We start from the raw sequence: 26,249 nt of genomic DNA on the forward strand, positions 1-26,249 counted from the left end.
ATAAACTTTTTCAACATTTTTTATCCAAATAAAAGGATTTTATTTCTAAAATAACGAATATATCTTACTATACGATATAAAAAGGGGATTTATTATTATGAACAACATTAATCAACATTGGGAGAGCATTTATTATCACTTACGATACGAATACGAGGACAACCTTTCCCACCAAGCAATTCGTATTTTACAAATCGTTTCTCGTGAGAAAGATATAACAATTGGAAAAGTCGCTACTGAGCTTAGTCTTTCTCATAACACAGCGTCTGAACACATAAAGCGCCTTATTCAAAAGGGCTTCATCGTTAAAGAGAGAAATAAACAAGATGAAAGAGTGGTAAACCTTACATTAACAATTGAAGGGATTGAAGTATTAGAAAAACATACTTTACTGGATAAAGAAAAGATAAAAATATTAGAATCACAGTTATCAAAAGAAGAACAACAATTAATTGAAAAAGCATTTTCGTTATTAGCGAAGGAGGCAAAATATGCATTTCCTCGTTAAAGTAATCGTTTCGGCACTTATTATCGGCGTTATCACTGAAGTTGCTAAACATTTCAGTACGATAGGTGGCTTTATTGCTGCCCTTCCACTCGTTAGTTTACTTAGTCTATTTTGGATTTCATTCGAAGGCGGGAATAAACAAGAATTAAGTCAATTTGCTTTAGGGGTATTATATGGATTCCCCGCATCAGCACTACTATTATTTATCGTCTATATTGGTTTAAAAAATTCATTTACACTTAGTACATCTGTCCTACTCGGTATAGGTGTTTGGTGTATCGTTTTTGCTTGTCAAAAATTATTTCAAGCTTAGGAGGAATTAACATTCATAAATTTGTAGAAATAATGGGGCAAAATATAGAAGTACATATAAAAGGAAGTGGTAAACAAACTGTAGTCATTCAAACCGGAATGAGTTGCTCATTTTATGATTGGTTTCCTATTATAGAAAAGCTTTCAGAGTACTTTACAGTCGTTTCATACCATCGCCCAGGTTACGGAAAAAGTGATGTAGGCCATCAGCCGCGTACAATAAGGCAAGTTACAAAAGAGCTACATATGTTACTAAACAAACTAGCTATTCAAGAGCCATTTATTCTAATCGGTCATTCCTATGGAGGATTATGTGCACAACATTTTGCGATGTTACATGAAGATAAGCTGCAAGCACTTATTTTAGTTGATTCTACTTCGATGAACTTACACCGTTTAGATGAACTTCATTTACCAATTTCTGATCAAACTGATTCTGATGATGTTTGGTTTCAAAAATATAATATGTATTCCAAAATGGATGTAGACACACTTTATAATGAACTAAAATCTATGCTCGCCAATCAATCAAAACAGCAAATTGAATTCTCTACCTCCGCCTCATTATATAAAGCGACAGCTTCTGAACTATCTGAGTGGAAAAACTGTGCTCTCTCACTAAAAGAGCTATGTAAAACATTAGAAATACCATTAATCGTTATCGGTAGAGATCCTCAATATTCTATTACTCAATTGACTAATGGTGGCATGCCAAAAGAGGAAGCAACACAACTTGAAGCAATGTGGCAAGAACTAATTCATGAACAATTACACCTCTCAACTAACAGCCACTATATTCTTGCCCAACATGCTAGTCACGGTATAGAAAATGATCGACCAGATATTATTATTGAAGCAATTCATTTCTTACAAATCAAAAAAGGAAGCAACTAAAGCTGCTTCCTTACTTATCTTCTATTCATAATCTTCTTCATCATCGATTTCTTCGTAATATGAACTACCATTACTTACATATATAGGGCCATTCGCAACATCAATACGTAGTACCCACGCCCATGGCACAGCTAAACGTTTATGTATCGCTCGCCAAAAGCTCATTGATTTTCTTTCGTACTCCTGGAACTCCTGAAGTAACTCTTTGTAGGAGGAACCGTCTAACTGAATATTTGCTTCTAACAAACGAGAATGAGCATAGTACTGTAACTCTAGTTCAGCAGCAATTTCCATTTCTTCTTCCGTTGCCATACCAATAATTGTTCCATCTTCTGGTGCAATTTCATATACGTTTTGAACTTCAATAAGCCCTTCTTTCTCTTTCTCAAACATGTAAACAGCCTCCTTTAACATATATTTTTTATGTTACAAAGTCATACTTCTACAATAACTTCTCTCTTTCCTCTTTTTTTGATAAACTTTTACAAAATATTTAACCGATGACCTGTTTTCTCTATTCTTTCAGCAGAAATGAAACGATTTTTATCAAAATTTAATTTATACACATCAGGCATATGAAGTGTTTTCCAAAATTCAAAATCATATTTCGAATTAAAATAATTCATTAGTAATACCATAATATTCCCATGCGTACCTATTACAATGTTCTTACCTTCATATTGTTTTAATATATTTTGCATACATATTACAGCGCGCCTTTGTGCGACATCACTCGATTCTCCGCCTTCGTATGCAAAACTCCAATCTTTCCACACATTCTGCATAGCAACATTAAAATCTGCTACTGGCTCTGTACTCAATAATCTTTCACGCAAATCTTCTTCTGTTTGTATTAATAATTTATATGTATTCGCAATTCCTTGTACAGTTTGGATCGCTCTTTTGTACGGACTAGAAATAACAACATCAATATGTTTATCTTTTAATAAATGCGTTACATTCTCTGCATCACAGTGCCCTTTTTCAGATAAAGGTCGTTCCCTTTCTTCTTTTGTATATGTAGAGTGGGCATGGCGAACGAAATAGATTGTCGTCATTTATTCATCTCCCTTTTCTGTTTTTATCCAAATTCAATACATTACCATCAAATCCCTTTACTTTTATTATAAGTACTGTCAAATTTAAATGTTGATTTTCATATTAATAAAAGGGAAACACCTCATATGGTATTTCCCTCAATTAAAATAGACTACATCCAATTAAATACTTTATCAATTTTATTTCTATCGTATTCTAATATCCAATCATTATATGTATTATAAATATCCCTAATTGTATCAGGAGAGATAGCTAATACATCACAACCTCTATCATCATAAACGTGAAATATAGTATTCTTGTTAACATTTATAAAATACACCCTATGAAAAATACTCGGTTTTATTCCCATATCTTGATTACAAATTGCTTTTAGCATAGGAATGTATGTAAAGTCAGAGATTTCACATTTCAAAGTATATCTATGTGTTTTATATGCTCCATCTTCATCTTCATCTGGAAAAACATAAGGGATTGTATTTTTCTGTAACTTAAACAAATCGGACTTCTCTTTGACATACTTAGAAAAGATATTCAATTTCTGTTTGAAAGTTTCACCGTTTGCATAGTCATTTACATCCACTACAATATAAATATCATCTTTTGTTGAATGTAAAGACTGAAATAAAGTAATCGTCCTTTTATAAACGCCTTCTAAATATAGACAATTTTCATAAATGTTATTACAATCATAGTCCACACCTAATCTAAAACGAATACCAATATCCCAATTATAAAATAGAGGTGGTCTAAGTTCTAAATTCGGAAACGTTTCAAGCATATACTCATTCAACCTCATCTCAATACCTACCTTTAATAGCATGTTGTTTACATAATAAAATTATTTCATTATAATTTATTTCTAAACTCTTCATCTGTTATAGCATCTTGAATAAAATAATTTATATTATTTCTCAGTTTTTGATATACAACTTGATCTTCTATATCGTTAAACATAATTACAACTTCTACTTTATTCCCTTTCTTATCTGTAGTATACAAGCTTTTTGTCAATACGAATGCGGTAGAACCACCTTTTTGCCCCGCAAATTCTAACTTACTATTATTAACTGTTCCTTTGAAAATATTCTCGATTTCTTCCTGCATTGATTTTGGAAAATACTTTCTACTATTTGTTTTTTCCATTATACTCATATAATCTTTAGCGTTTGCACCCACTAATCGATCTGACCAAATTCGCTGAAATCCCATATCTACCTTTAATGGAATTTCACGTTTTTTCCATTCTTCTTCATCTTTCATCCATTCATGAATTTGTAACACATGTTTATTATACTCATCTTTTGACATGTTACGTAACGTTTTTAATGACTGATTTTCTGGCACATGAAGTTCTTTTTCTACGTATCCTCTCATATATAGTGCAGCCGTATAAGAAGTGAACTTATCATGACTAGTAAGCTCTAACTCTTTTATACTTTCATTTACTCTTTCTATTCCAAGCTTTTCTAACAAATATGTTGTATTTGCATTAGAACTATAATGAATCATTCCTTTAGCGACTTCTTCTAAAGCGATTTGTCCATTTTTCACTAATTCTCTCGCTTTGGCATCTTCTAACCAGTTAGGATGTGCTCCACCATCAGTATCTTTAACTTAATATTTTTCTAGCTCGTGCAATGAAATTTGTTCATCACGACTTATTTTTCCTTCTGACACTTGCTTAGCAAATTCAACTGCTATTACGATTTTTGCCATACTTGCTAATGGCAATTTTTTATTTTCATTTATAGAAGTTAATACTTCTCCATTTCTTTTAATAAGTAATGAACATGTTTCATCTTCTTTATGTTCTTTTATGTACTTTAATACGTAATCAGGATCTTCTTTTGACAAATAGTAATTCATAATAACAAAGAAAGCTATAACAGCTACTATAATGACTCCTGCAATTATTCCTATAATCTTTAATATGTTCACAATATACCCCCTCTAACAAATTTCCTTCTATATCATAATTATACCGAACCAAATTACAAAATTATACAAAAACGAATAAATATTCCTACAAGCAAAGAATCATTTTTTTATTTCACACTGTATTGCACGAAAAAATCTCATGAATATGTCTAACATTCACATAACAAAAAAACATGCTTTCATGATGAGAGCATGTTTTGTGATATTCTTCACATTGTTTCGTTAAAAAATTATCTTTTTATTTACCATGATGTAACATTAAATCACTAAGTTCTTCTTCAATGTGATTTAATTTCGCAACGCTTTCTTTCCATTTATGAATATAACGTGAAACCCCAACAAAAAACAAAACAATAATTGTGGAAAGAATAATACCATATACGATTGCTACAGTACTCATAGTTACACTTCCTTATAATTAGTAATGTGGTTATTAGTTATATTTTTATTATAAACCTTTTTCTTTTAAAATACTTCAATTTCAACTTTTTGTAACAAAATTGATTTTTCTAATATTTCATTCGTAAAAATGGCATATTTTTCACAAATTATACAAAACTTCACCATATGTACTATTACCATATGAGTTATATTATTAAATAGAATAAAGGGGATGATTACTATGACGACTTGGTTTATTGTAATGTTAGTTGTATTTGGGGCATTTAAAATTATCGTTTCTAGCCTTCCTAACACTGTTATTGAATCCATTATTAGCAAGTACGAAACACATCCAAAACTTGAAGAAGAGAATGTGACTATTACAATTCACGGAAATAACGTAGAAGGCGAACAGAAATCAAAAATTATTCATGATTTTAACGAAGGTTTATTTTTAGATCGCTATTATGCACCACCCCATAATGAAGGCACTCCTTTAATTATCAATGCAAAACGTGGTAAAAAAGATTTCACATTTTATATTTACAGTCATGAAGAGCATGTTGATGTTGTAAAACAATATAAAAAGAAGGTAGTTGCTTATAGTTTACGCTCTAAAAATCTTCAAAATAGTGACATGTTCATGTCAGCTGATTTAGCTTAATACTCATATATAAAAAGGAATCCATGGCATATGGATTCCTTTTTACTATTTACTGAAAAATAAGCTCTGTCTTCAAACTATCTTTCGGTAACAACCAGCCTTTTTTCTCTAAACTCGCTATTAATAATTCCCTTTGTTTTGTCGCAATACTTTCTTCATTTGTTTTAAATGACACTTCTATTACGAAGTCATCTTCTAATTTTCCGGTATTACTTAATGGCCAAATTTCAATATTTGCTTTTATGTTTTCAAACTCTCCTGTATATCGCTTCATTAATACAGGACCGTAAATACGGGAATTCTTTAACATCTCTTCTCCCCAATTTGTATACAACCATTTGTTCATTTTCCCTGGTAATTTTTCTATTAACATGTTTTGAGCAGCTTGTTCATTTGGTAAATCAAGTATCCCATATCCTTTAGCACTGTAGCTTTTCTTATTTGAAATGCTTAATGTTTTCTTCTCAAATCCCCAATCTATTTCCGCCTCATAACTATCCGTATTACTATCAAATCCTTCTTTTTTAGCTACTTCTAGTGCATCTTGAATTACACCATTTTGAATAGGATATCTTTTTTTATATGTTAGTTCAAAATCTTTACTAAATTCTTTCTTTCGAATTCTAGCAAACCAACCTTCATCACTTAAACTTTTATTTGCAGTATCTAAAAATTGTACTTGTATTCTTTCATATTTTGTACCAGCCTGGAAATGTTCTAGCACCTCTTGCTTCATCTCTTTGTTATAACCTAATACTTGTTCTGGCTTCAATAATAACTTTACTTCAAAACTAGGTTTCATTGGACTAGCAGCAAACCCTTCCTTAACGTTATAAAGAAAACAACAAAAGAAAATACTTACGAATACAAATACTTTTTTCATATACCTATCCCCTTTACATTTTAAATGACTTCTATACGTTCCATTGCAAGTGAATATACATTTTCATATCCTGCTGTACTTAGCTTTTGTTGTAATCGATCCGTATCCTCTTTCAAAGCATGCACTAGCACCGTATGTTCTGGTAATAATGTATTTAACATCTCTTTAACGTCTTTTATACTTTGGTGAACTTTATACGGAACTCGCTTCACCCTACATGTACTCCTTACATGTTCTTTCATAACTCTTTCTGCAAAACTCCCTTTCGCAATATGCCCAGTAAAAATAACGGAATTACGTTTTTCATTCCGAAGCTGTTCATAGCATAACTGTGCTCGTTTCGTTTGCATATTCGCATCACTCATTACAACTATTCCATAACTATTTTGCATACTAATGTCATTATCCATAACGATTATGTTTCTTTTTAAACTCTCCATAATCCATTTAAGTTCTTCATTATTTTTTATCCAATCTTTATATATGAACATCTCTTCAAATCCAGCCAAAATTTCTTTATCTACTATAAGCGGAAATTCTTTATATCGTTCATATAAATACAATACTATATCTTGCGCCCTACCAAGTTGTGGCAGCGGTAGCAATGCTATTCCTTTATTCTGCATAACTCGCTCAATTTCTGCACATAGATCATCTAATCTTTCATTTTGCGAAACATCATCTGTGTGGTAAGCGGCATCTACAATTGCAACTTTTATATTGTGGCCCAATTTCTCAGGTAAATTAGCTCGTAGTATATTAGACTCTGCTGAATAATCGCCGGAATAGAACACGTATGTATTACACAAATCAACTAAAAACCAAACAGCTCCTAATACATGCCCACTATATCCCCACTGAAACCGCAATGTAGGAGTAATTTGTATCCATTCATTTGGATTACTAATCTCATCAATACATACATAATTTAAATCTTTTATGTGTTGGTCGCTATAAGGTAAATTCCACCCTTGCATCACATTATAGTTTCTCCATTTTTCATAATATAACGGCAGTTGCTCCTTCGTATAACGAGTCGTCCAAATTTTTTTCTTATATCCATACTTCGCTAATAAAGGTAAACCCATCGTATGATCTTCATGAATATGTGATAAAAATACCGCATCTAAAAATGGAACAGCTTCTCTCTCTATTTCTGGATAACTCTTCTCATATGATCGATTAATACCACAATCAAATAATATTTTCGTCTCTTTATTTTTTACAAAATAGCAGGAGCGACCGTATTCTCCTGCCCCACCCCATACTTCTATCCTCATCATGCTACCCCTTTTCGCTTTTGCTCCATATGTTGTAGCAGTAATAAGCACATTGTTGTAAGTCCAACAGAAACAACGGCCATCGCCATGCCTATAGATACTTCACCCTGTTCAAATTGAGCAAAAATAAACGTTGCTGACGTTTCTACTGATGGAGGTAATACGAGAAGCGATGCTACTAACTCTCTTATCGAAATTGTAAATGTCATCGCCCATCCAGCAAGAATGCCTGGGATAATAAGAGGCAATATTATTTTTCTAAAAATATAAATATAATTTCCCGAAAAAACACTTCCTGCCTGCATGAGAGAATCATCAATTTGTCCGAGTGATGATTTTACATATTGCACCGTGTAAGGTAAAAACAGCACAACATACGTTACGATAACCATGACTGGTGTATTGTAAATTGACAGGGGCATATATGGTGAATTCCAAAATAGAATAAGACCTACAACCATAATGATTCCTGGTACCATATTGGGTAACATACCGCACATGTCGAGCCATTTTTCAGAGTTTTTTTTCCCCTTTCGAATCATAAGTGCCAAAAAGACTCCAATCATTACCGCAATAATCGCTGTTACGAGTGAAAAAAGAAAACTATTCCATAAAGCCTCTAATCCCGGAGCTCCCATTGTAAACAATGCCTCATAATGGCTTGTTGTAAAGTTATTTACATGTAAACCGCCGCCTCTTAATTTTGACAAAGAAGCAATCAGTATAGAAAAGTATGGAATTCCAATTGATACGATTAATAAACCAATTACATACATCCATGCTACAACGCGCGTAAATATAGACAAAGTATATCTTTTAGATTTCACACCTTTTCCACTAACCATTGCATATGAATACTTTCGATTCAATACATTTTGCATATACCAAATGAGCATACAAGCACTAAGTAATAAAGAAGATAATGCTGTTGCACTACTAAAATCAATTGGCCAACTCGAAATAAATTTATGGATTTCTGATGTTAACACGTGGAATCCTATTCTACGTCCGAATGTAGCCGGTGTTCCAAATTCAGCAATCGTCTTTACGAAAATGAGTAAAGCACCCATTACATAACTTGATACTAATAACGGCAATATTATTTTTCTTAAACGATAGAGAAAACTTCCGCCATGAACTGCTGCAGCTTCTTCTTTACTACTCCCAATCTGAAGTAACGTGTTTTTCAGCATGAAATAAAGGAATGGGAATAAATGCAGACTCATAATTAAGACCATACCTCCTAAACTAAAAAACGATGATGAAACTGTCTTTAGCATCGGAAAAAATTGTTCAAAATAGCCGTTAGGTTGCATGAACAAAATCCAGCCCATTGATCCAATATACGGCGGTGTCATAAATGGAATCATAAAAACAATATCTAACTTACTATACTTTCCTACATCTGTTTTGCTCATAATAAACGCCAATGGAAATGAAAATATTGTAGCTCCTATTACAACGAGTACACCTAGAAGCATCGAGTTTAGAAAAATCCCAGCTAATCCACCACTCTGCATCACTTCAAAAGGCTTTAAAAAGTTCCAGCTGCTATTTTCATATATACTAGAAAATAAAATGAGAAAAAGCGGAATGACGATTAACATCGCCACAAGTAATAACGCTACCGTCATTCCAACTTGTCTTACTGATATGAATCGATTTACCATGGAATCACCATCTTATTGAAATACTTTCTTAAATTGTTTTCCTATTTCATCTTGCTCTTTCTCAACTGTTTTCCAATCAATATTTAATACTGGAATCTCTTCTACATTCGGTCTATTTTCAGCTTTTATATCTGTTCTACCTGGCAATAAATACGCTTTAGCAACTTGTTTTTGCACATCATCTGATAATAAATAATCAATAAACTCTTTTGCACCCTCTACATTTTTACTATCCTTCATAACCCCCGCTGCACGTGGGCTAATAACTGTTCCGCTTTTTGGATAAACAATATCAACCGGTTCACCCTTTGCTTTTGCGCTGTACGTCATATAATCAACACCTGCAATTACCATATCTTTCGCACCTGTTACTACTGGATCTAACGCTTCTTGATTTGCTCCTGCTACTGTAACTTCATTTTTCTTAAGCTGTTCAAATAAATTCCATCCATCTTTTCCATTCTTTTTCACATACCCTGTTACAAAGTCTAAAGCTGAACCTGAAAGTGCTGGATCTGGAAGATTCACTTTTCCTTTCCATTCCCCTTTCGTTATATCGCTCCAATCTTCAGGCGCTGTCTTCACATTTTTTGTATTGTACACAATCCCTAATGCTGAAGCACTATACCCGAAATAATGTCCTTTATCATCTGACCATTCAGAACGCAGCTTATCAGCTTGTTTCGCTTCTTTATAAGCTAACGTTTGACCCTCTTTCTTTAATCCTTCCATCGTTGGTAATGATGCAAGTACGACTACATCAACGACTGGATTTTTCTTTTCAGCTTCCATTCTCGCTAAAATCTTACCTGTTGTTCCTTGAAACATTTCTACTTTTATACCGGTTTTCTTTTCAAAGTCTTTTTGAATTTTTTCTGCTAACCCTTTTGGCCCTGCACTATATACAACAATTTTCTTTTCATTCGTATTTTTACTTTTTGCATCTGCATTGCCTGTCTTTGAACTACACCCTGTTACTACAGCCGAAAATAATAAAGTACATACAAATAAAGACTTAAGCGAACTGAATTTCTTCATACGATTCTCCCCCTATATGATGAATACATTTTTTGGGCACATATAACGATACTGGTTTACCGATGCTTAATTTACTATTGTGATAAGCTGTCCATATTCCGAGTGCCCCCATGTTTACTTTTATTTCATACCGTTCTCCTACATATGTAACGTGCTTAATTTCACCTGTATACATTTCGCACACTTCATTTTTCGTCCAGTTCACATGCTCTGGACGAACCATTTTTTTACCCTCTACAAGCCAATTCGCCTTACCAACAAATTTGGCAACAAATTCATGAGACGGTTTCACATAAATATCTTCCGGTGTTCCTTTTTGTAATACTTCTCCTTGTTTCATGACAATAATTTGGTCTGACATTGACATTGCTTCTGTTTGATCGTGAGTGACATACAGTGCAGTTAAACCAATGGAATGAACGATATCCATAAGCTCTATTCTCATTTCTTCTCGCAAAATTGCATCGAGTGCACTTAGCGGTTCATCAAATAAAATAAAATGAGGTTTTGTTACAATTGCTCTAGCGAATGCGACACGTTGTTGCTGTCCACCAGAAAGTTCGTGTGGATACCTTTTCTCCATACCTTGCAGGCGAACTCGCTTTATCGCATCTTCTACTTTTTCTCGTAAATGATTTGTTTGCTTTGTAGCCCTTAAACCAAATGCAACATTGTCAAAAACAGTCATGTGCGGCCATAAAGCAAAATCTTGAAATACCATACCGATATTCCGTTCATGAGGAGATGTCTTTATCTTTTTTGCAGCAGAATACATGCACTGGTCTCCAAAATATATTTCTCCCTTATCCGGTTCTTCAAGCCCTGCTATCATTCTAAGTAAAGTCGTTTTCCCACACCCCGAAGGTCCTAAAAGTGTAGTGAATTCCCCTTGTTTCATTACAATCTGCAACGGCTTTAACGCCTGTGTTTTTCCAAATGTCTTTTCTAATCCACTAATTGTAATATCCATTGCTTCACCTCTCTCCCCTCATTCTTAACCTGCTTTCATTCTATATGGAAGATTTATACTGAATGTTAATGTACTGTAAAGATTAAATTAAAAAACTTCTAATAAACTATTTATTTCTATAGATTTTTTCTATAGTTAAAATAAAAAAGGCGGCAATTCATAATGAATCTCTTAAAATTAGAAATTGTAGTACTTATTAAGAAATACAAAAAGCTTACAATTGTTGCAGAAAAACTTGGCGTTAAACAACCAACTATTACATTTCATATAAAAAGCTTAGAAGAAGAACTCGGTGTGTCTTTATTCGAATTACGTTCTGGAAGGTATTTCTTAACAGAGGCTGGTGAGGCTTTGCACCATTATGCTTCTAAAATAGATGCACTTATGAAAGAAGCTAGACGTGTCACGCAAGAGTTTAAAGATTTTAATAAAGGTGCTATAACAATCGGCGCTAGTTATGTACCAGCGACTTATCTTTTGCCAGAAGTCGTTCATGAATTTCAATGTGAATTTCCCAATATAAAAATAACGCTACTAGTTAAAACAGCCCCTGAAATTCGAATGATGCTACAAAATCACGAAATCGATTTTGGGATAATTTCCGCTGCTCCATTTGATGAACCACTTTTAAAACAAACGAATATAATACCTGATACACTTGTTCTTGCCTTTTCCAAAGAACATCATTTTTCAAAGAAAGAAAATGTATCGTTACAAAATATCGAAAAGGAACGCATACTATTGCATCGTAATCCATCTACAACGAGAGATTTACTTACAAAATGGATGTCAGTTCATAACATTACATTCCAATCAGAAATTGAATTAGACTCATTAGAAACGATGAAACAAATTTTAAAATATGGTAATGGAATTGCCTTTATTTCTAAACTTGCTATTGAGCAAGAAATACAACGAAATGAGCTATGCTATATACCAATCCCAGAATTTGAATTTCAGCGTAATATTTATACAATTCATCATGAGGACAGATGGAATTCTAAAATCATTTCTTTTTTACTACAGAGCATCCATTCATTTGCAACAAAAAATTAAAAGGCTGTCGTTATGCACGACAGCCTTTTACACTATAAATCTATTTATTTTTCTTTGCCTCAATTTTTGCTTGCGCCTCTTCAGCCTTATCTAATGCTTCTGATACTTTCTTCTCTTTTTCTTTCACTTCATCTATACTATCGACAGCTTTAATAATTTTATCGATTCCTTCTTCTTCTACCTTTCTACGCTTTGCTACTCTTTCATTCACTTTCTCTTCTACATCTTTTGCTTTTTGAAGCATATTCTCTGCATTTGATGTTACAGCTTTTTCAAGTGCATCATCTTTTTTCTTTTGTAACACTTCATTTGCAATGTCTTTCGCTTCTAAATACTTACCGTCTTTTAATGCTGTTGCCCCGTGATCCATTTTCTCAGCAACTTCTTTATATGATTTCGCTTCATTTCCTGATTTCTCTTTTTCTGCTTTTTCGAACCACATTGTTGCATCACTATACTTTTCATCTTTCAATGATTGCATACCTGTTTCAATATATGTGTCATAATTGCTACATCCAGCCATTACGATTAATAGAAAAAGCATAACAAAACTTAATTTTTTCATGCTGTTGTCTCCTTTTCTTTGCAAGCTCACTTTACTTTAACATACATGAAAAAGAGTTTCAAAAACTAAAATACTAATTCGGTCATTTTTATTTCGTTAAGTCAAATTTCCTTTTAGGCAGACACATCCACTTGCTTTTTCATTACATGCTTCTTTACTCCTACTAATACAACTAACAATAAGCCTCCGCCTAATGTCATCATAACAATGCTAGTTGGCAACATATCTAATAATAATCCATACACAATCATACCGAGTGGTGCGATTGCAGTAGAAATTGTTTCAAGTAAGCCGAAAACGCGTCCTAAATAATTTGGATTTGTCGTCTTTTGCAAATGTACTTGCATCGGAATATTTACAACCATCATTGATATACCAGTTAACATCATAAAAGCGATATAGTAAATAAAACTTGCTACTTTCGGAATGGTGACTACTAATGGAAACACTGTACATAAACTCAAGCTCGCAAATAAAAACAACCCAATATAAACAGAGCGAAACGGATTATTCACTTCTTTACGTACTGATAACGCAATTGCACCAATTAACATCCCAACTGCTAACATTCCCTCTACAACACCGAGTTGATTCGAAGATAGATGCAAATTTTGAACAATAATATATGGAAGTGAAACGAAAAGTGCACTCGCAAAAAAGTTTACCCCTACTGCAATTTTCATTAAACCATATATTTCATGCTGTCTTTTTACATATGAAAACCCTTCTTTTATACTTGTCAAGAAATGCTCTTTACTTTCAGCCATGTCTTTTTTATATAAATCGAATACGATAAATAATTGTACAATTACCGCTAAAAAGAATGTAATGCTATTTAGCAGGAAAAACGATTTAATTGAAAAGAAACCAAATACAACTCCACCAATAATCGGTGCTAAAATATTTGATAAAGATGCTGCCGTCTGGTTCAAAGCACTCGCTTTTTGAATACGTCCCTCATCTACTAAACTTGGAATAGATGAAGTTAATGCAACAGAATAAAAACTCGCACAAATTGATAATAATGCTGCTGAAACATAAATAAACAGAAGTGATGGCCCAAAAGTAGTTGCAAGGATAAACATAATAAGCATTGTTAAACTACTTAACAAATCAGTACCGATGACAAGCCATTTTCGATTAACACGGTCAGCTACAGCACCAGCAATCGGTCCACAGATCAGCCTTGGAATCGATCCGCAAATAAGCGTAGTTGCAAACCCCATTCCTGAACCCGTTGTCTTTAATACGTATAATCCCATTGCAAACGTATAAATACCCGCTCCTAACAAGGACGTCATTTTTCCAATCATCATTAAAATAATATTTCTCGTTGCAATCTTCATTTTCCAATCATTTTGACCTATATTTATATCCCCCATTATGACACTCTCCCCTTAAAAGTTAAATTGTGTTAAACTTATTATATAATTAACTTTCCAATTTTTACAACAAAAGTTTAATTGTATTTAACTTTAAAATTATAAAGGAGCATATAATGGCTACTCTCGGTGCAAAAATTAAAACGTTACGAAAAGAAAAAAAGCTTACTCAAACTGATTTAGCAGGTTCAGTACTAACAAAAAGTATGCTTAGTCAAATTGAAAATGGAAAAGCTACGCCTTCCATGAAAACATTACAATATATTGCTGAAAAACTTGGATGTGAAACGAGTTTTTTATTAGAAGAAGATAATGTAGAAATTGTAGCACTCATTCAAAAAATGGAGCCATTAATAAAAGCAAATAAATGCGATGAAGTATATGAAACTTTACTACCTATCGTTCAAAAAGAACTACCTCTTACTTTAAATACAGCACGTTTATATAAGCAGTTCTTAACCGGAGCGGCTATTATGAACGATTATAATATTGAATATTACGTTGAAACAGCTGTTTCTATATTTGAAAAATATACTTTGTATCGCGAAAGTACTGAAACGAAACTACTGTTTTACTATATGCTCTACAAACGGAAAAAATATAAAGAATGTTTACAGTTGATTACCAGAATTCGCGATGAATATAAAACGAAGAATTTAGAAATGGATCTTATTACACATATACAATTATATTTAAAAGAAGCAATTATTTTACTCGCATATGGTAATTATGAAAAATGTGAAAAAATCATTTTAGATGCACTTGCATTTTCAAAAAAACATCAAGTGTATTATAAAACAGATGAATTTTACCGTATTTTATCTTATCAAAAAATCATTACAACCGATAAAGAACAATATTTATATTACATAAAAAAATCGGAGCAATTTGCCATTTTTACAGAAGATACTTTATCCGCTGCAAATATAGATATATTAAAAGCTTATTACTACAATACCGTTACGAATGAATATACAATTGCATTAGAACATTTAGAACAATTCCGAGAAAAACTAAAAGATGTACCGATTTTTCAAGACGATGGATTGTATTATCTTGAAAAAGGAAAATCTCTGTATGGTTTAAAACGTTACGAGGAAGCTTTGGAAACATTAAAACGTGCTAACATTCCAGATTATATGAGTCATCCACTTGATCAGTCATGGTTATTAACAGCTGGATCATATCGTGCCCTGTGTCATATAGAACTTCAAGATAAAATGGCTGCTCTGATAGAAGCAAAAAAAGCAGTTCAAACGATAGATGGTTATCCTGATTCCATCTTCACTTCATTTATTAAAGAAACATTAAAAATAATACAAAAACTTTAAGAATGTCTCAAAATGGTATATTATTCCTCTTTTTTAGCAAAGATAATAATGATGGGAGGAATATAAATGAATATTCAACGTGCAAAAGAGCTTTCTGTGTCAGCGGAACAAGCCAATGTCAGTTTTCAAGGCATGCCTGTTATGATTCAACACGTCGATGAAAGCAATGAAACCGCCCGCATATATGAAGTAAAAAACCCAGGACGCGAATTAACTGTTCCAGTTAATAGCTTAGAGGAAATATAAGAAATGCCACTTCTCTTTTGAAGTGGCATTTTTCTTATGAATCAAAAATACAACTATTATTTCTTCTAATTTTTTAAGCTTATAATAAGAAAATGTAAATTTTATACTCTAACCCTATATTTTGTGATATTTTATACTCTGGAAATAATCAAATCTTTATAGATGAATAATATAATTTTTTTTCTATTTCCCACTCTATACATAAAGGAGGATTTGTATGAGCCTCTCTATATACGAAGGTTTAGGTATTATTTTTTTCGTAATCATTATTACTTACGCCCTTGCACACAAATATTTATGGTCAAAAAAATTACTTATTATTCTATTTCTCATTTGTAATGCTATTTATCTTATTTGGCGAACTTTTTATTCGTTACCAACTATTAATCTCATAAGTATTATCGCTGGTATTATATTGTTAATTACAGAATGGGCTGGTTACTTACAATCTATCGTTTTTAGCATTGTTTCATGGAAACCATATAAACGGAAAGAAGTACCATTATCCACTTTTGAAAAACTACCTACTGTCGACATATTTATTGCCACTTACAATGAACCGATCGATTTGTTAAAACGTACTGTAGCTGGTTGTACGTTGATTACTTATCCGAAAGAGTTACTAAACATTTATATTTGTGACGACGGGCGCCGTGAAAGTGTAAAGCAACTTGCGGCAGATTTTTCTGTTCATCACATAACTCGCACCGAAAACAAGCATGCAAAAGCTGGAAATTTAAATCATGCGATGCTTCATTCAAAAGGTGATATTATCGTAACAATGGATGCCGATATGATACCACGAGCTAACTTTTTAGAGCGAACGATTGGATATTTTTCTAAAAATAATGTTGTATTCGTTCAAGCACCACAAGTTTTTTATAATGCTGATCCTTTCCAATATAATTTGTTTTTTGAAGATAACATCGCCAATGAACAAGATTTCTTTATGCGCCAGTTAGAAGAAGGGAAAGATCGCTTTAATGCTACGATGTATGTTGGTAGTAACGCCCTATTTCGCCGCACCGCGCTTGAAGAAATTGGAGGATTTGCGACTGGAGTTATTACTGAAGATATGGCAACTGGTATGCTACTACAAGCTAACAAATGGGAAACTATATTTGTCAATGAAACACTAGCTGTTGGATTATCCCCAGAAACATTTAGTGATTTATTAAAACAACGGGACCGCTGGTGTAGAGGGAACATTCAAGTCGTAAAAAAATGGAATCCTTTCACTATAAAAGGATTATCTTTTATGCAGCGTCTTTTATATGCAGATGGAATTCATTATTGGTTTTTCGGTGTTTATAAAATGATATTTTTATTAGCACCGCTATTATTTTTAGTATTTGATATTTATAGTTTAGAAATTAATTTCATGCACTTATTTATGTTCTGGGCACCTGCCTTTTTAACATCACAGCTTATTTTCAAAGCTGTTTCTAATAAAAAACGAACAACTACGTGGAGTCATGTGTACGAAGTTGCTATGGCTCCTTATATGGGATTTGCTATTTTATCAGAAATTTTCTTACGTAAAAAGTTTCAATTTCATGTGACAAGAAAGGGAGTTCAAAATAATACAAGGCATTTTTTATGGATTGCAAGCATCCCTCATCTCATATTACTCATTTTAACAATTATTGCACTTATTCGAGCAACACTTATGCTCTTATACCCTGAGCAATATCATATTGAAAGAGAGAGCTTATATATTAACATTTTCTGGTTACTATACAACGGGATAGCTATTGTCACTTCACTATTTGTAGCATTTGAAAGACCGCGTTTTCGAAATTCAGAACGTTTCGTAGTAAATTTACCAGGTACTTTATATGCCGAAGATATGATCATTTCTTGCAATATCCTTGATATTAGTGAAACGGGGGCACGTTTTGAATTAGATTCCTCCATTCCATTTGAAACTTTATCAAGTCTATCTTCCTATATGCTATCTTTTGGCGAGGTAGAAAAGATTTATAGTACAAAAAAATGGATTCGGAGACAAGAAAATTCTGTACAAGTTGGTGTATCATTTGATGATGTATCCCATGAGCAATATTGTAAAATCATTCTTCATCTATTTAGTAAACCGGTTAATGACCGGGTGGAAAAGGTGTACGATAAAGCCTTTCTTACACTAGCAATTGCATCTTTCATAAAAAACACAAAAAAAGCACCAAGACAATTTCGCAGGCAACATATACGTGAGCAACTGATGTCTCCTGGAACATTGCATATGAATGGGATGCCGATTGAAGCGACCATTATCGACTATAGTACAGGTGGGTGCCAAGTACAAACGAACATCCCTCTTGTGATTGACCAAATTATACAAGTAACAATGGAAGAACGTAATATTCAAAAGAAAAATGCACAAGTGTGTTGGATTCAAAAAAAGGGTCGTAAAATATATGCTGGATTAAAATTCACAGCGTAAAAAAGAAAAGAAGCGTCGTGCTTCTTTTCTTTTTTACATGCTAAAATACTTATTAAAGGGGGAATGTATATGAAAAATACTTCACAAAAAATGAGTCATTATTATGCCGTGATATTCACTTCTAATTTATCAAATGATACAACAGACTATAATACCGTTGCCGAAACAATGGAGGAACTTGCAAAGCAACAACCTGGATTTTTAGGTGTAGAAAGTGCACGAGGTAATTCTGGGCTCGGAATAACAATTTCTTATTGGGAATCACTTGATGCAATTGAAAATTGGAAGAAGAACGCCTTACATAAAGAAGCGAAAAAAAGAGGTCGTGAGCAATGGTATGAAAACTTCCATCTGCGTATTTGCCTTGTTGAGAAAGAATTTAAGTTTCAAAGAGGCACAATATAACTATGAAGGAAAAATTAGCTCTCGTTATTGTTCATGAAATATATGGTGTGAACGACCATATGCATCACGTTACCGAGCAATTTACTTCATCTCATATTGACGTATTCTGTCCTAATCTTCTGCACTTACAACACGCATTTCATTATCGTGATGAAGAAAAAGCATATGAACATTTTGTAAATCATATTGGATTTAATGATGGAAAAGACCAAATTGAAGCATTCATCAATACCCTTTCAAGCAATTATACACATATTGGACTTATCGGCTTTAGTGTTGGAGCTACCATCTCATGGCTATGTAGTAACAATCCGAAAATAGATTTTATCATCGGATGTTACGGTTCTCGTATACGCGACTATGTTCACATAAAGCCTACATGCGCTACACTACTTATATTTCCTGAAAAAGAAGCTAGTTTTTCAGTATCCTCTTTAATTCAAACATTGCAGCAACAAAAAAATCCTTTACTAGAAATACAACAACTACACGGTGAACATGGATTTCTAAATCCGTACACTGAAAAATATAACGGGCACTCTACAAAACAAGCATACAATGTAATAGATTCATTTCTTGTAAAGTGAAACTTTATTAGTTTTTTATTTGGGTTATTGTTGTTAGTTATTTCGGGGATGTAATAGAAGAAGGAAGAAAAGCCAACATTCAACTTTTCTTCCTTCTATCTTTACCTTTAGCTTTCACTGTCACTGATTCACAAGGGGTATAATATATTTGAGGTGTCGCCTTATCAACAAACATCATAAACGTAATAAAGCCGATAATAAAGAAAATAAACAACGTTAACAAAATTGCTCCTATCGTTAAAAGTATCATAACACCACCCCTATATTTTTCATGTTATTACACCTTTCGCTATTATATGAGCGTAATCCTTTTTAGAAAAAGAAACGTAACAAAATAATCACAACCACTCCCGTTAATACTGTACCTAATAAACTACGAGTATATATCGCTACAAGAAATGTGGGAATTGCTGCGATAAGGTAATCCCACTGCATCGTCTCATGCATAAATAAAACTTGTGCTAAAAGCGCTGCTAATATCGCAATTGGTATGTAATTTAACCATTTTAAACCCCAGTCAGGAATTTGTAGTTTGCTAAATACGAGTAGAGGTAAAATACGTGGCACGAGTGTAACAGCTCCTGCTGCTAGTAAAAGTAATAATACATCTAATCTCATTTCCATTTTTCAATCACCACTCCAATCGTCGCAGCTAGTAAGGTTGCGATAATAACCGCTATACTATCTGGCATAAATAGGTGTGAAACGTATGCGATGATAATCGCTACAATTGCAACACTTAAATGAATTGCTAGTTTTGGTTTACTACTTATGAGCTGAAGAACAAATAATCCAATAAACATCGCTGGTAATGCATAATCCATCCCGTATGTATGTGGATCTGGTATCCACTCACCAAACAGTCCACCAATAATAGTAGCAAGAATCCAATTTAAATACGCTGTTACGTTAAGCCCGATCATCCATCTTTCACCTAAATATCCTTTTTGCGCCGCGTGTTGCACTGCAACGCCGAAAGTTTCATCTGTAATTTGCGAACCGATGATTAAGTTTTTAAATAGAGGAATTTTCGTAAAGTACGGCGCGAGTGCAGCACTCATAAGAAGGTGGCGCAAGTTAACAAAAAATACAGTAAAAATAATTGCGGAAGCAGGAGCACCGGCTGCATACATACCAGCTAATATAAATTGGGCAGAACCTGCATAAATTAAAGTGGACATAAATGCAATTTCAATGATAGAAAAACCTGCTGTTTTTGCAATTACACCAGCTGCTATACCGATGCTCAAGTAACCAAATACAGTTGGTAAACAATCTTTTACTCCTTGCTGAAATGTATCATCGCTCTGCAAAGCTACATGTGCCTGAGCTTTACTCATCTCTATCATCCTCCATTCCTTCTAAAGTTCGTTTTCCTGTTACGACATGAACTAAATCTATATTTTCACGCCATAACGTATCTAACTTATCAGCTCCAAATTCCTTCGTGATTTCTTCAACCATAATATCGTGCCGCACATACTCTGTAGCAACGAGAACTAGCGCTGGGTCATACGTTGTAACGGCCCATGAAGTGCTATCATTTGAGAAGTTCGCAATTAATACTTCCTCTCCATCACGCGCAATAACAGTTAAATGACCACCCATTCTCTTTTCAACAACGTGAGGCGTCATATAATTATGGTGAAACGTCGCTCCTATTTTTGTTTCTGGAGCTCCAAATAAGATTGAAAATATATGTACGCCTTCCTCTTCCTTTTGATAAATGTATGGCTCAATTTCATGCACTTGATCTTCCCATACAGAAATCCATAATTCTTCCTTTGCCCTATTAATTATATTGCATATTTCTTTTAAAACACGATCATTTGAGCGAATATGCGAAATTACATCTATTTGTCGCTCTTGTTCTAAACAATTTAATTTCTCATCTAAAAATTCAAAGGACTTTTCAAAGTCTTTTCGCATTCGATTCATTAATTCGGTAGCTGGTACTGGTACATATTTAACTGGTTCAGAAGGTACAATATGCACTGCTCCTTTATCCATTAACTTACCGAGTACCTCGTAAATCATAGAACGAGGTACTCCTGTTTGTTTACTCACTTCATAGCCAGTTACTGGGGAATGTTTTAACAATCCAATATACGCTTTACATTCATATTGGGAAAATCCTAACTTTTGTAATTCCTTTATAATTTCATCCATCGGTAACCCCTCACAATCTAAAGCGCTCTTACTTCAAAACGGCGATTTTGCTTCCCTTTACTTTTTACTTTATCAATAACAAGTGTTCCTATTTCACTCGTATTTTTCACATGTGTGCCTCCACAAGCTTGTTCGTCTAAGTTTTCAATTGTAACAATGCGGATTTCTTGGATAGTAGTTGGCAGGAGATTTATTGCTGTTTTAATCATTCCTACAGCATTTTCTGCTTCTTCGCGGCTCATATAACGAGTGGAAATTTCTTTATTTTGCTTAATAAGTTTATTCACTTCCTCAACAATTTCTTCTACTTCCACGCTCGATAACTCTTGTAACTCATTAAAATCGATACGTGCTTTATCAGGATAAATTTGATTTCCGGTGCATAGAGCTCCATACTTTTCATAAACTACAGCTCCGATAAGATGCAGTAAAGAGTGATGACGCATTAAATTATGACGTCTTTCCCAATTAATCTCTAATTTAACTGGACCTAATTTTACTTGAGCTTCATCTTTTATATAGTGAACTATTTCTCCCTGCTCCTTCTTTACTTTTTCAACTTCAAATACAGACCCATCTTGTACAATGACACCCGTATCACATTCCTGTCCTCCACCAGTTGGATAAAAAACTGTTTCTTTTACAAATACTTTATTCCCTTCCACTCTTATCACTTCTGTCTCGCAACTCGTTTTGTATGCATCTTCTAAATATAATGCCGTTTTCATACTCTCACCTCTTTAGTAGTTATAGTTATACCTACTAATATAAAAAATAATATTCATACAGTCAACTTATATTTCAGAATTTTTAATTTTAAATAAAAAAAGCCTTTTATAATAAGGCTTTTTTCTACATGCTATTATTTATTTTAACTGTAAAGTATTTAACATGTTTCCCGCCAAATGCTCCCGTAAAGTAGAACCTGTATACTCTTCCCTAAATACTCCCGCCTTCACAAATAAAGGAATGACTTCACTAAAGAATAGATTTAGTGACTTGGGAGGTCCTCCTGGAATAGCAATAAATCCATCTAACGCTCCGGCCTCAAACCTATCCATAATTTGCTTCGCAACGTCTTTTGGTGTACCAACCGCAACCCAATGAGCCGATCCAACAACTTCTGGTCGCTCTAGTATTTGTTCAACTGTTGGTTCATTTTTAATAATGAAATGCCGTAATAATTCTGCATGTGTTTTACTACGTACAGTTTGATCCCGACTTGGCAGCATCTCTTCGGTAATTTTACTTTCTAGCGGAATCCCTCTCGCATCTAATCCGAGAACCATTTCAAGTAACGCATATCTCTTCTCTTTTGTGAGATGTTGATGAGCTTGTCTATGCATTTCTAGCGCCTCTTCATATGTATCACCTATAAAGAAATATAATCCAGGTAATACGCGTATAGCATCTTGCTTTCGGCCATGCTGTTCTGCTCTTCTTCTTAAATCTTGACGAAGTTCAATACCTGACTCTACATCTGGCGTTGCAGCAAAAATTGCATCAGCAACAGAAGCAGCAAAATTCCGACCAGACTCTGAAGCACCGGCTTGAAATAATGGCATTTCTCCTGATATATGCTGTGGGATATTCAGTGGACCTTTTACCTCAAAATATTCACCGCTATGTTCAATTGGCTTGGCCATCTCTCTAATAACTTCAGTGTTATCTATTTTCAACACTTCATAAGGATGACTCCTCCAAAGTTTTCTTACTAACTCTGTACATTCTGCCGCTTTCGCGTATCGTTCCTCAGATGATGGCATCCCTTCCTCACCAAAGTTTTCAGCACCGTCAATGGATGTAACAATATTCCACCCTAATCGGCCGTTACTAATCCAGTGTAACGATTGTAATTGCCTTGCTAATATATATGGTGGATAAAATGAAGTTGAAGCGGTTGTAACGACTCCAATTTTTTCAGTTGCGTACGCAATAGCAGTAAACAATAATGTTGGGTCTAAAATTACATTCCCTTTATTTCTAGCAATTAAATCTGGGTGGGCCACTAAATAATCGGCTTTAAAAACAAAATCTAACTTAGCCTTTTCTGCCTGTAGTGCCAACTCTACTTGCTCATCAATTCCGGAATTAAACTCATTCTCTTGTTCTTTCTTTCTAGAAATTAAACATAATCCAATGCAAAGTTGATTCTTTTTAGACATCTTCACACCATCCCCTTATTTTTAATTCACTTAGTTAAACAAATGTTGCTGTCATTATGAAATTCTATTCTTATGAAAATAGATAAAATGATATTGATAATCATTATCGTTTTATGGTGTAACTGTAATAAAAGCAATAACAAAAAAGACTCCCACTTTTGGAAGTCTTTTATCTCAATATTTCATTCGCTTCTTTTTCATAAATTTTATCAAATGACGTCATAACACGCTGTGATGCTTGAATCATTTTTTGATCCGTCATAAGATCTGCCATCTCTTTCGTCATATCAACATTTGAATTTTCTAGCATATGATTTTTTACTATTCCTGTTCCGTTCGGTAAATTAGCAATGTTTCCTTCTGCTAGTGTAAAGCTTTTGTTCTCACGTTGCACGAGACGAGCATTCGTTTCGGCATCTACTGTTTTTGTTTGTAAACGAGCAATATTATTTTGTGTTACTTCATCATATAATGTACCGTCTGCTTGTACAGCAACCTTTGCTCCTTCTGGAATACGAATACGCTCATTATTCTCTCCCATTACGAAAGCACCTGAAGATGTTTGTAAATAACGATCACTATTTAATGTGAAACTACCATCTCTCGTTAAAAACGTTTCATCATTTTTAGAAGTAACGAAAAATGATGTTGTGCCGGCCGCGCCGTCATCTAAAAAGAAATCTGTAGCACTATTTGTCATTTGTATATTTCCTTGTACTAAATTCACATGTGTTGCAGCTGGTACTACAGCGTAATCGACCGAACCGATATTTGTTACCGCCCCATCTCCTCGGCGATATGTGTCTTGTACATCAAATACTTTAGACGTCATATTTTCTGCTTTAAATCCTGTCGTTTGAGCATTTGCAACGTTATTCGAATGAACATTAATACGCTGCATGTAATTCATCATACCCATAGAACCTATATAAAGACCGTTCATACTCGTTTGAATAAGGCAAGCGCCTTATTCTTCACCTCTTTTCTACGATGTTTGTAACATTTGTTTCGCTAAATGTTCAGCTGTAGCGATATGTATATTTTTCTTTATATCTTGTCCGTCTGTCATTAATACAATAGGAGCTGATGATACTGCTGGAATTTTCAACAATTCACCACTACTTGCTGTTTCATCAAATTTTGTAAACACAATACCATCTATATGAATATCTTTAAAGTTTGTAATGATTTCAATCATATCTTTACTTTTCATCGAAGCTGATAACGTTAAACAAATATAATCTGGTTCTACTTGTCCCATCGTTTCAATCATTTCTTCCACTGTTTCTGACGTACGATAATTTTTTCCGGCTGTATCAATTAAAATATAATCGACGCGTGCTTCTTCTTTAAAGTACGTAAGCGCTCTTGTCATTGCAGCCTCATCACGCACAGCAATTACTTCCGATCCAATTGTCTTTACGTTATCTTGCAATTGCTGCACTGTCCCTATGCGAGAATGATCTGTCGTTATAAAACCAACTGTTTTGTTCTTACCGTGAAATTGCCATGCCATTTTGGCGAGTGTCGTCGTTTTACCAACGCCAGTTGGACCGATTAATGCGATTGTTTGTACTTCTTTTTCAAAGACGTTTTCCGTATTAAAATGAGATTTCATATCTTCCAATATGTACCTGATAACTTCTTCTTCTGTAATCATCGTTGCATTTTCAAACTTTATTTTTAACTTTTCAGCATATGCATAAATGAAATATTGTTCTACATCGTTTTGTTCTAGCATCCGAATTACTTTTTGAATAATAAACGGTACAGATTCTTGATTTTCTTTCTTTGGAGCTACTTCTTCTTTCTTTACCTGAACGACTTGTTTCACAACTTTTTTCTTTTTCGTTACTTCCGCTTCTTTCGTCGGTTTCACAACGACAATTCCTTTTTCGAACAGCTTTAATAGTTTCTCTTTTTTTCTTGCCCATTCTTCACTATTTCCTGTTTGCATCGCCGCGTATGACATAGAAGTCGTTACGTTTTCTAAATTGTGCAGTACTGATTGAATTCCATTCGCCTTCACAATTTGTTCTGAAGGATCATTCACAACATCCATTAACTGTTCATGAAATTGAGCTGTACCTTCATTCACTTCTTCCTGTTTTTCTTCTGGAAAAGCAACTAACATTTCATAATCCTTTTTCCAGAAAAACGGTATATTTCGTTTTACACTTTCATCGACAACGTAATAATAATCTGTACCATATTGGTCAAATAACTTTCGATACAATTCATTTTTCGAAGCTGCTTTTATTCGCATTAACGCTTCTTTCTTTTCTGTACTTTCCATTACT

At 33.7% G+C, this 26,249-nt stretch carries 30 protein-coding genes and 1 pseudogene; 10 read left to right on the plus strand and 21 right to left on the minus strand.

Going from position 1 to position 26,249, the window contains the following annotated elements; genetic code table 11:
* Positions 1 to 97: 97 nt before the first annotated feature.
* The 3 genes from ACYFX0_RS15420 to ACYFX0_RS15430 are packed head-to-tail and all read left to right on the plus strand — an operon-like array spanning position 98 to position 1,714.
* Entirely contained in the window at positions 98 to 508 is a 411-nt protein-coding gene (locus ACYFX0_RS15420; RefSeq protein ID WP_001059787.1) for a MarR family winged helix-turn-helix transcriptional regulator, read from the plus strand.
* Positions 492 to 821, plus strand: coding sequence for a DUF3147 family protein (locus ACYFX0_RS15425; RefSeq protein WP_000545623.1), 330 nt, complete (start codon positions 492 to 494; stop codon positions 819 to 821). Before ACYFX0_RS15420 ends, ACYFX0_RS15425 begins: the two co-directional genes overlap by 17 nt.
* The gene (locus tag ACYFX0_RS15430) at positions 782 to 1,714 is read left to right on the plus strand and encodes an alpha/beta fold hydrolase (RefSeq protein ID WP_002083200.1); all 933 of its coding nucleotides are present in this window, start codon (positions 782 to 784) and stop codon (positions 1,712 to 1,714) included. Before ACYFX0_RS15425 ends, ACYFX0_RS15430 begins: the two co-directional genes overlap by 40 nt.
* Before the next feature lie 21 nt (positions 1,715 to 1,735).
* Here ACYFX0_RS15430 and ACYFX0_RS15435 read toward each other — a convergent pair whose 3' ends face one another.
* From ACYFX0_RS15435 to ACYFX0_RS15460, 6 genes and pseudogenes are all read right to left on the minus strand, one after another.
* Positions 1,736 to 2,107, minus strand: a complete 372-nt coding sequence (locus tag ACYFX0_RS15435) for a hypothetical protein (protein WP_000461779.1) — start codon at positions 2,105 to 2,107, stop codon at positions 1,736 to 1,738.
* An 89-nt stretch (positions 2,108 to 2,196) separates the two neighbouring features.
* Positions 2,197 to 2,772, minus strand: coding sequence for a histidine phosphatase family protein (locus ACYFX0_RS15440; RefSeq protein ID WP_000208260.1), 576 nt, complete (start codon positions 2,770 to 2,772; stop codon positions 2,197 to 2,199).
* Between the two features lie 152 nt (positions 2,773 to 2,924).
* A complete protein-coding gene (locus ACYFX0_RS15445; RefSeq protein ID WP_106081389.1) occupies positions 2,925 to 3,554 on the minus strand; it encodes a DUF3885 domain-containing protein in 630 nt (209 codons plus the stop codon).
* Between the two features lie 68 nt (positions 3,555 to 3,622).
* A pseudogene (locus tag ACYFX0_RS15450) lies at positions 3,623 to 4,714 on the minus strand (serine hydrolase).
* Positions 4,715 to 4,952: 238 nt separating this feature from the next.
* Positions 4,953 to 5,114 (minus strand): hypothetical protein, encoded by a 162-nt coding sequence (locus ACYFX0_RS15455; protein WP_000108702.1) that lies wholly within the window; start codon positions 5,112 to 5,114, stop codon positions 4,953 to 4,955.
* 65 nt (positions 5,115 to 5,179) lie between these two features.
* The gene (locus ACYFX0_RS15460) at positions 5,180 to 5,296 is read right to left on the minus strand and encodes a hypothetical protein (protein WP_002011946.1); all 117 of its coding nucleotides are present in this window, start codon (positions 5,294 to 5,296) and stop codon (positions 5,180 to 5,182) included.
* Positions 5,297 to 5,336: 40 nt separating this feature from the next.
* On the opposite strand from ACYFX0_RS15460, the gene ACYFX0_RS15465 reads away from it, so the two are divergent.
* Entirely contained in the window at positions 5,337 to 5,759 is a 423-nt protein-coding gene (locus ACYFX0_RS15465) for a YfmQ family protein (protein ID WP_106103108.1), read from the plus strand.
* Positions 5,760 to 5,808: 49 nt separating this feature from the next.
* Here the strand turns inward: ACYFX0_RS15465 and ACYFX0_RS15470 are convergent, their stop codons facing one another.
* From ACYFX0_RS15470 to ACYFX0_RS15490, 5 genes are read right to left on the minus strand one after another with little or no spacing between them, the layout of a single operon-like run.
* Positions 5,809 to 6,642 carry a hypothetical protein gene (locus ACYFX0_RS15470; RefSeq protein WP_000755318.1) on the minus strand — a complete coding sequence of 278 codons (834 nt, stop codon included), beginning with the start codon at positions 6,640 to 6,642 and terminating at the stop codon, positions 5,809 to 5,811.
* Positions 6,643 to 6,662: 20 nt separating this feature from the next.
* Positions 6,663 to 7,925, minus strand: a complete 1,263-nt coding sequence (locus tag ACYFX0_RS15475; RefSeq protein ID WP_033668886.1) for an MBL fold metallo-hydrolase — start codon at positions 7,923 to 7,925, stop codon at positions 6,663 to 6,665.
* On the minus strand, positions 7,922 to 9,592 hold the full coding sequence (locus ACYFX0_RS15480; protein ID WP_106103109.1) for an ABC transporter permease: 1,671 nt from the start codon (positions 9,590 to 9,592) through the stop codon (positions 7,922 to 7,924). Before ACYFX0_RS15480 ends, ACYFX0_RS15475 begins: the two co-directional genes overlap by 4 nt.
* Before the next feature lie 12 nt (positions 9,593 to 9,604).
* Positions 9,605 to 10,630: an ABC transporter substrate-binding protein gene (locus ACYFX0_RS15485; protein WP_460270879.1), complete on the minus strand. Its 1,026-nt coding sequence runs from the start codon at positions 10,628 to 10,630 to the stop codon at positions 9,605 to 9,607.
* On the minus strand, positions 10,608 to 11,600 hold the full coding sequence (locus ACYFX0_RS15490; RefSeq protein ID WP_016077895.1) for an ABC transporter ATP-binding protein: 993 nt from the start codon (positions 11,598 to 11,600) through the stop codon (positions 10,608 to 10,610). Before ACYFX0_RS15490 ends, ACYFX0_RS15485 begins: the two co-directional genes overlap by 23 nt.
* Positions 11,601 to 11,762: 162 nt before the next feature.
* Between ACYFX0_RS15490 and ACYFX0_RS15495 the strand changes: the two genes are divergently transcribed.
* Positions 11,763 to 12,656 carry a LysR family transcriptional regulator gene (locus tag ACYFX0_RS15495; RefSeq protein ID WP_016098035.1) on the plus strand — a complete coding sequence of 298 codons (894 nt, stop codon included), beginning with the start codon at positions 11,763 to 11,765 and terminating at the stop codon, positions 12,654 to 12,656.
* A gap of 40 nt (positions 12,657 to 12,696) precedes the next feature.
* Here the strand turns inward: ACYFX0_RS15495 and ACYFX0_RS15500 are convergent, their stop codons facing one another.
* Together ACYFX0_RS15500 and ACYFX0_RS15505 are read right to left on the minus strand one after the other, a co-directional pair.
* Positions 12,697 to 13,221, minus strand: coding sequence for a DUF4398 domain-containing protein (locus ACYFX0_RS15500; protein WP_000736417.1), 525 nt, complete (start codon positions 13,219 to 13,221; stop codon positions 12,697 to 12,699).
* Between the two features lie 113 nt (positions 13,222 to 13,334).
* Positions 13,335 to 14,603 carry an MFS transporter gene (locus ACYFX0_RS15505; RefSeq protein WP_000502462.1) on the minus strand — a complete coding sequence of 423 codons (1,269 nt, stop codon included), beginning with the start codon at positions 14,601 to 14,603 and terminating at the stop codon, positions 13,335 to 13,337.
* Positions 14,604 to 14,719: 116 nt separating this feature from the next.
* On the opposite strand from ACYFX0_RS15505, the gene ACYFX0_RS15510 reads away from it, so the two are divergent.
* The 5 genes from ACYFX0_RS15510 (at position 14,720) to ACYFX0_RS15530 (ending at position 19,615) form a co-directional block, all read left to right on the plus strand.
* Positions 14,720 to 15,934, plus strand: a complete 1,215-nt coding sequence (locus ACYFX0_RS15510; RefSeq protein ID WP_000212336.1) for a helix-turn-helix domain-containing protein — start codon at positions 14,720 to 14,722, stop codon at positions 15,932 to 15,934.
* A gap of 66 nt (positions 15,935 to 16,000) precedes the next feature.
* Positions 16,001 to 16,180: an H-type small acid-soluble spore protein gene (locus tag ACYFX0_RS15515; RefSeq protein WP_001025740.1), complete on the plus strand. Its 180-nt coding sequence runs from the start codon at positions 16,001 to 16,003 to the stop codon at positions 16,178 to 16,180.
* A gap of 217 nt (positions 16,181 to 16,397) precedes the next feature.
* A complete protein-coding gene (locus tag ACYFX0_RS15520; protein ID WP_000059017.1) occupies positions 16,398 to 18,623 on the plus strand; it encodes a glycosyltransferase in 2,226 nt (741 codons plus the stop codon).
* 69 nt (positions 18,624 to 18,692) lie between these two features.
* Positions 18,693 to 19,028 carry an antibiotic biosynthesis monooxygenase family protein gene (locus ACYFX0_RS15525; protein WP_000799455.1) on the plus strand — a complete coding sequence of 112 codons (336 nt, stop codon included), beginning with the start codon at positions 18,693 to 18,695 and terminating at the stop codon, positions 19,026 to 19,028.
* Positions 19,029 to 19,030: 2 nt separating this feature from the next.
* The gene (locus tag ACYFX0_RS15530) at positions 19,031 to 19,615 is read left to right on the plus strand and encodes a dienelactone hydrolase family protein (protein ID WP_000660112.1); all 585 of its coding nucleotides are present in this window, start codon (positions 19,031 to 19,033) and stop codon (positions 19,613 to 19,615) included.
* Positions 19,616 to 19,694: 79 nt separating this feature from the next.
* On the opposite strand, the gene ACYFX0_RS15535 is transcribed toward ACYFX0_RS15530, so the two are convergent.
* The 8 genes from ACYFX0_RS15535 to flhF all read right to left on the minus strand — a co-directional run bounded on the left by ACYFX0_RS15535 (position 19,695) and on the right by flhF (position 26,245).
* Positions 19,695 to 19,865 (minus strand): DUF3951 domain-containing protein, encoded by a 171-nt coding sequence (locus ACYFX0_RS15535; RefSeq protein WP_000602229.1) that lies wholly within the window; start codon positions 19,863 to 19,865, stop codon positions 19,695 to 19,697.
* A gap of 62 nt (positions 19,866 to 19,927) precedes the next feature.
* On the minus strand, positions 19,928 to 20,239 hold the full coding sequence (locus ACYFX0_RS15540) for an AzlD domain-containing protein (RefSeq protein WP_000425944.1): 312 nt from the start codon (positions 20,237 to 20,239) through the stop codon (positions 19,928 to 19,930).
* The gene (locus tag ACYFX0_RS15545) at positions 20,230 to 20,955 is read right to left on the minus strand and encodes an AzlC family ABC transporter permease (protein ID WP_000030479.1); all 726 of its coding nucleotides are present in this window, start codon (positions 20,953 to 20,955) and stop codon (positions 20,230 to 20,232) included. The genes ACYFX0_RS15540 and ACYFX0_RS15545 overlap by 10 nt, the downstream gene beginning before the upstream one ends.
* Complete coding sequence (locus ACYFX0_RS15550; protein WP_000343356.1) at positions 20,948 to 21,784, minus strand: TrmB family transcriptional regulator; 837 nt, start codon at positions 21,782 to 21,784, stop codon at positions 20,948 to 20,950. Before ACYFX0_RS15550 ends, ACYFX0_RS15545 begins: the two co-directional genes overlap by 8 nt.
* Positions 21,785 to 21,801: 17 nt before the next feature.
* Positions 21,802 to 22,512: an alanyl-tRNA editing protein gene (locus ACYFX0_RS15555; protein ID WP_460270884.1), complete on the minus strand. Its 711-nt coding sequence runs from the start codon at positions 22,510 to 22,512 to the stop codon at positions 21,802 to 21,804.
* Positions 22,513 to 22,650: 138 nt separating this feature from the next.
* A complete protein-coding gene (locus ACYFX0_RS15560; protein ID WP_106081393.1) occupies positions 22,651 to 23,949 on the minus strand; it encodes an NtaA/DmoA family FMN-dependent monooxygenase in 1,299 nt (432 codons plus the stop codon).
* Positions 23,950 to 24,118: 169 nt separating this feature from the next.
* On the minus strand, positions 24,119 to 24,892 hold the full coding sequence (locus tag ACYFX0_RS15565) for a flagellar basal-body rod protein FlgG (protein ID WP_001013934.1): 774 nt from the start codon (positions 24,890 to 24,892) through the stop codon (positions 24,119 to 24,121).
* A gap of 42 nt (positions 24,893 to 24,934) precedes the next feature.
* Positions 24,935 to 26,245, minus strand: coding sequence for a flagellar biosynthesis protein FlhF (gene flhF / locus ACYFX0_RS15570; RefSeq protein WP_000446178.1), 1,311 nt, complete (start codon positions 26,243 to 26,245; stop codon positions 24,935 to 24,937).
* Positions 26,246 to 26,249 lie beyond the last annotated feature (4 nt).

The organism is Bacillus sp. NEAU-Y102, from assembly GCF_054788175.1.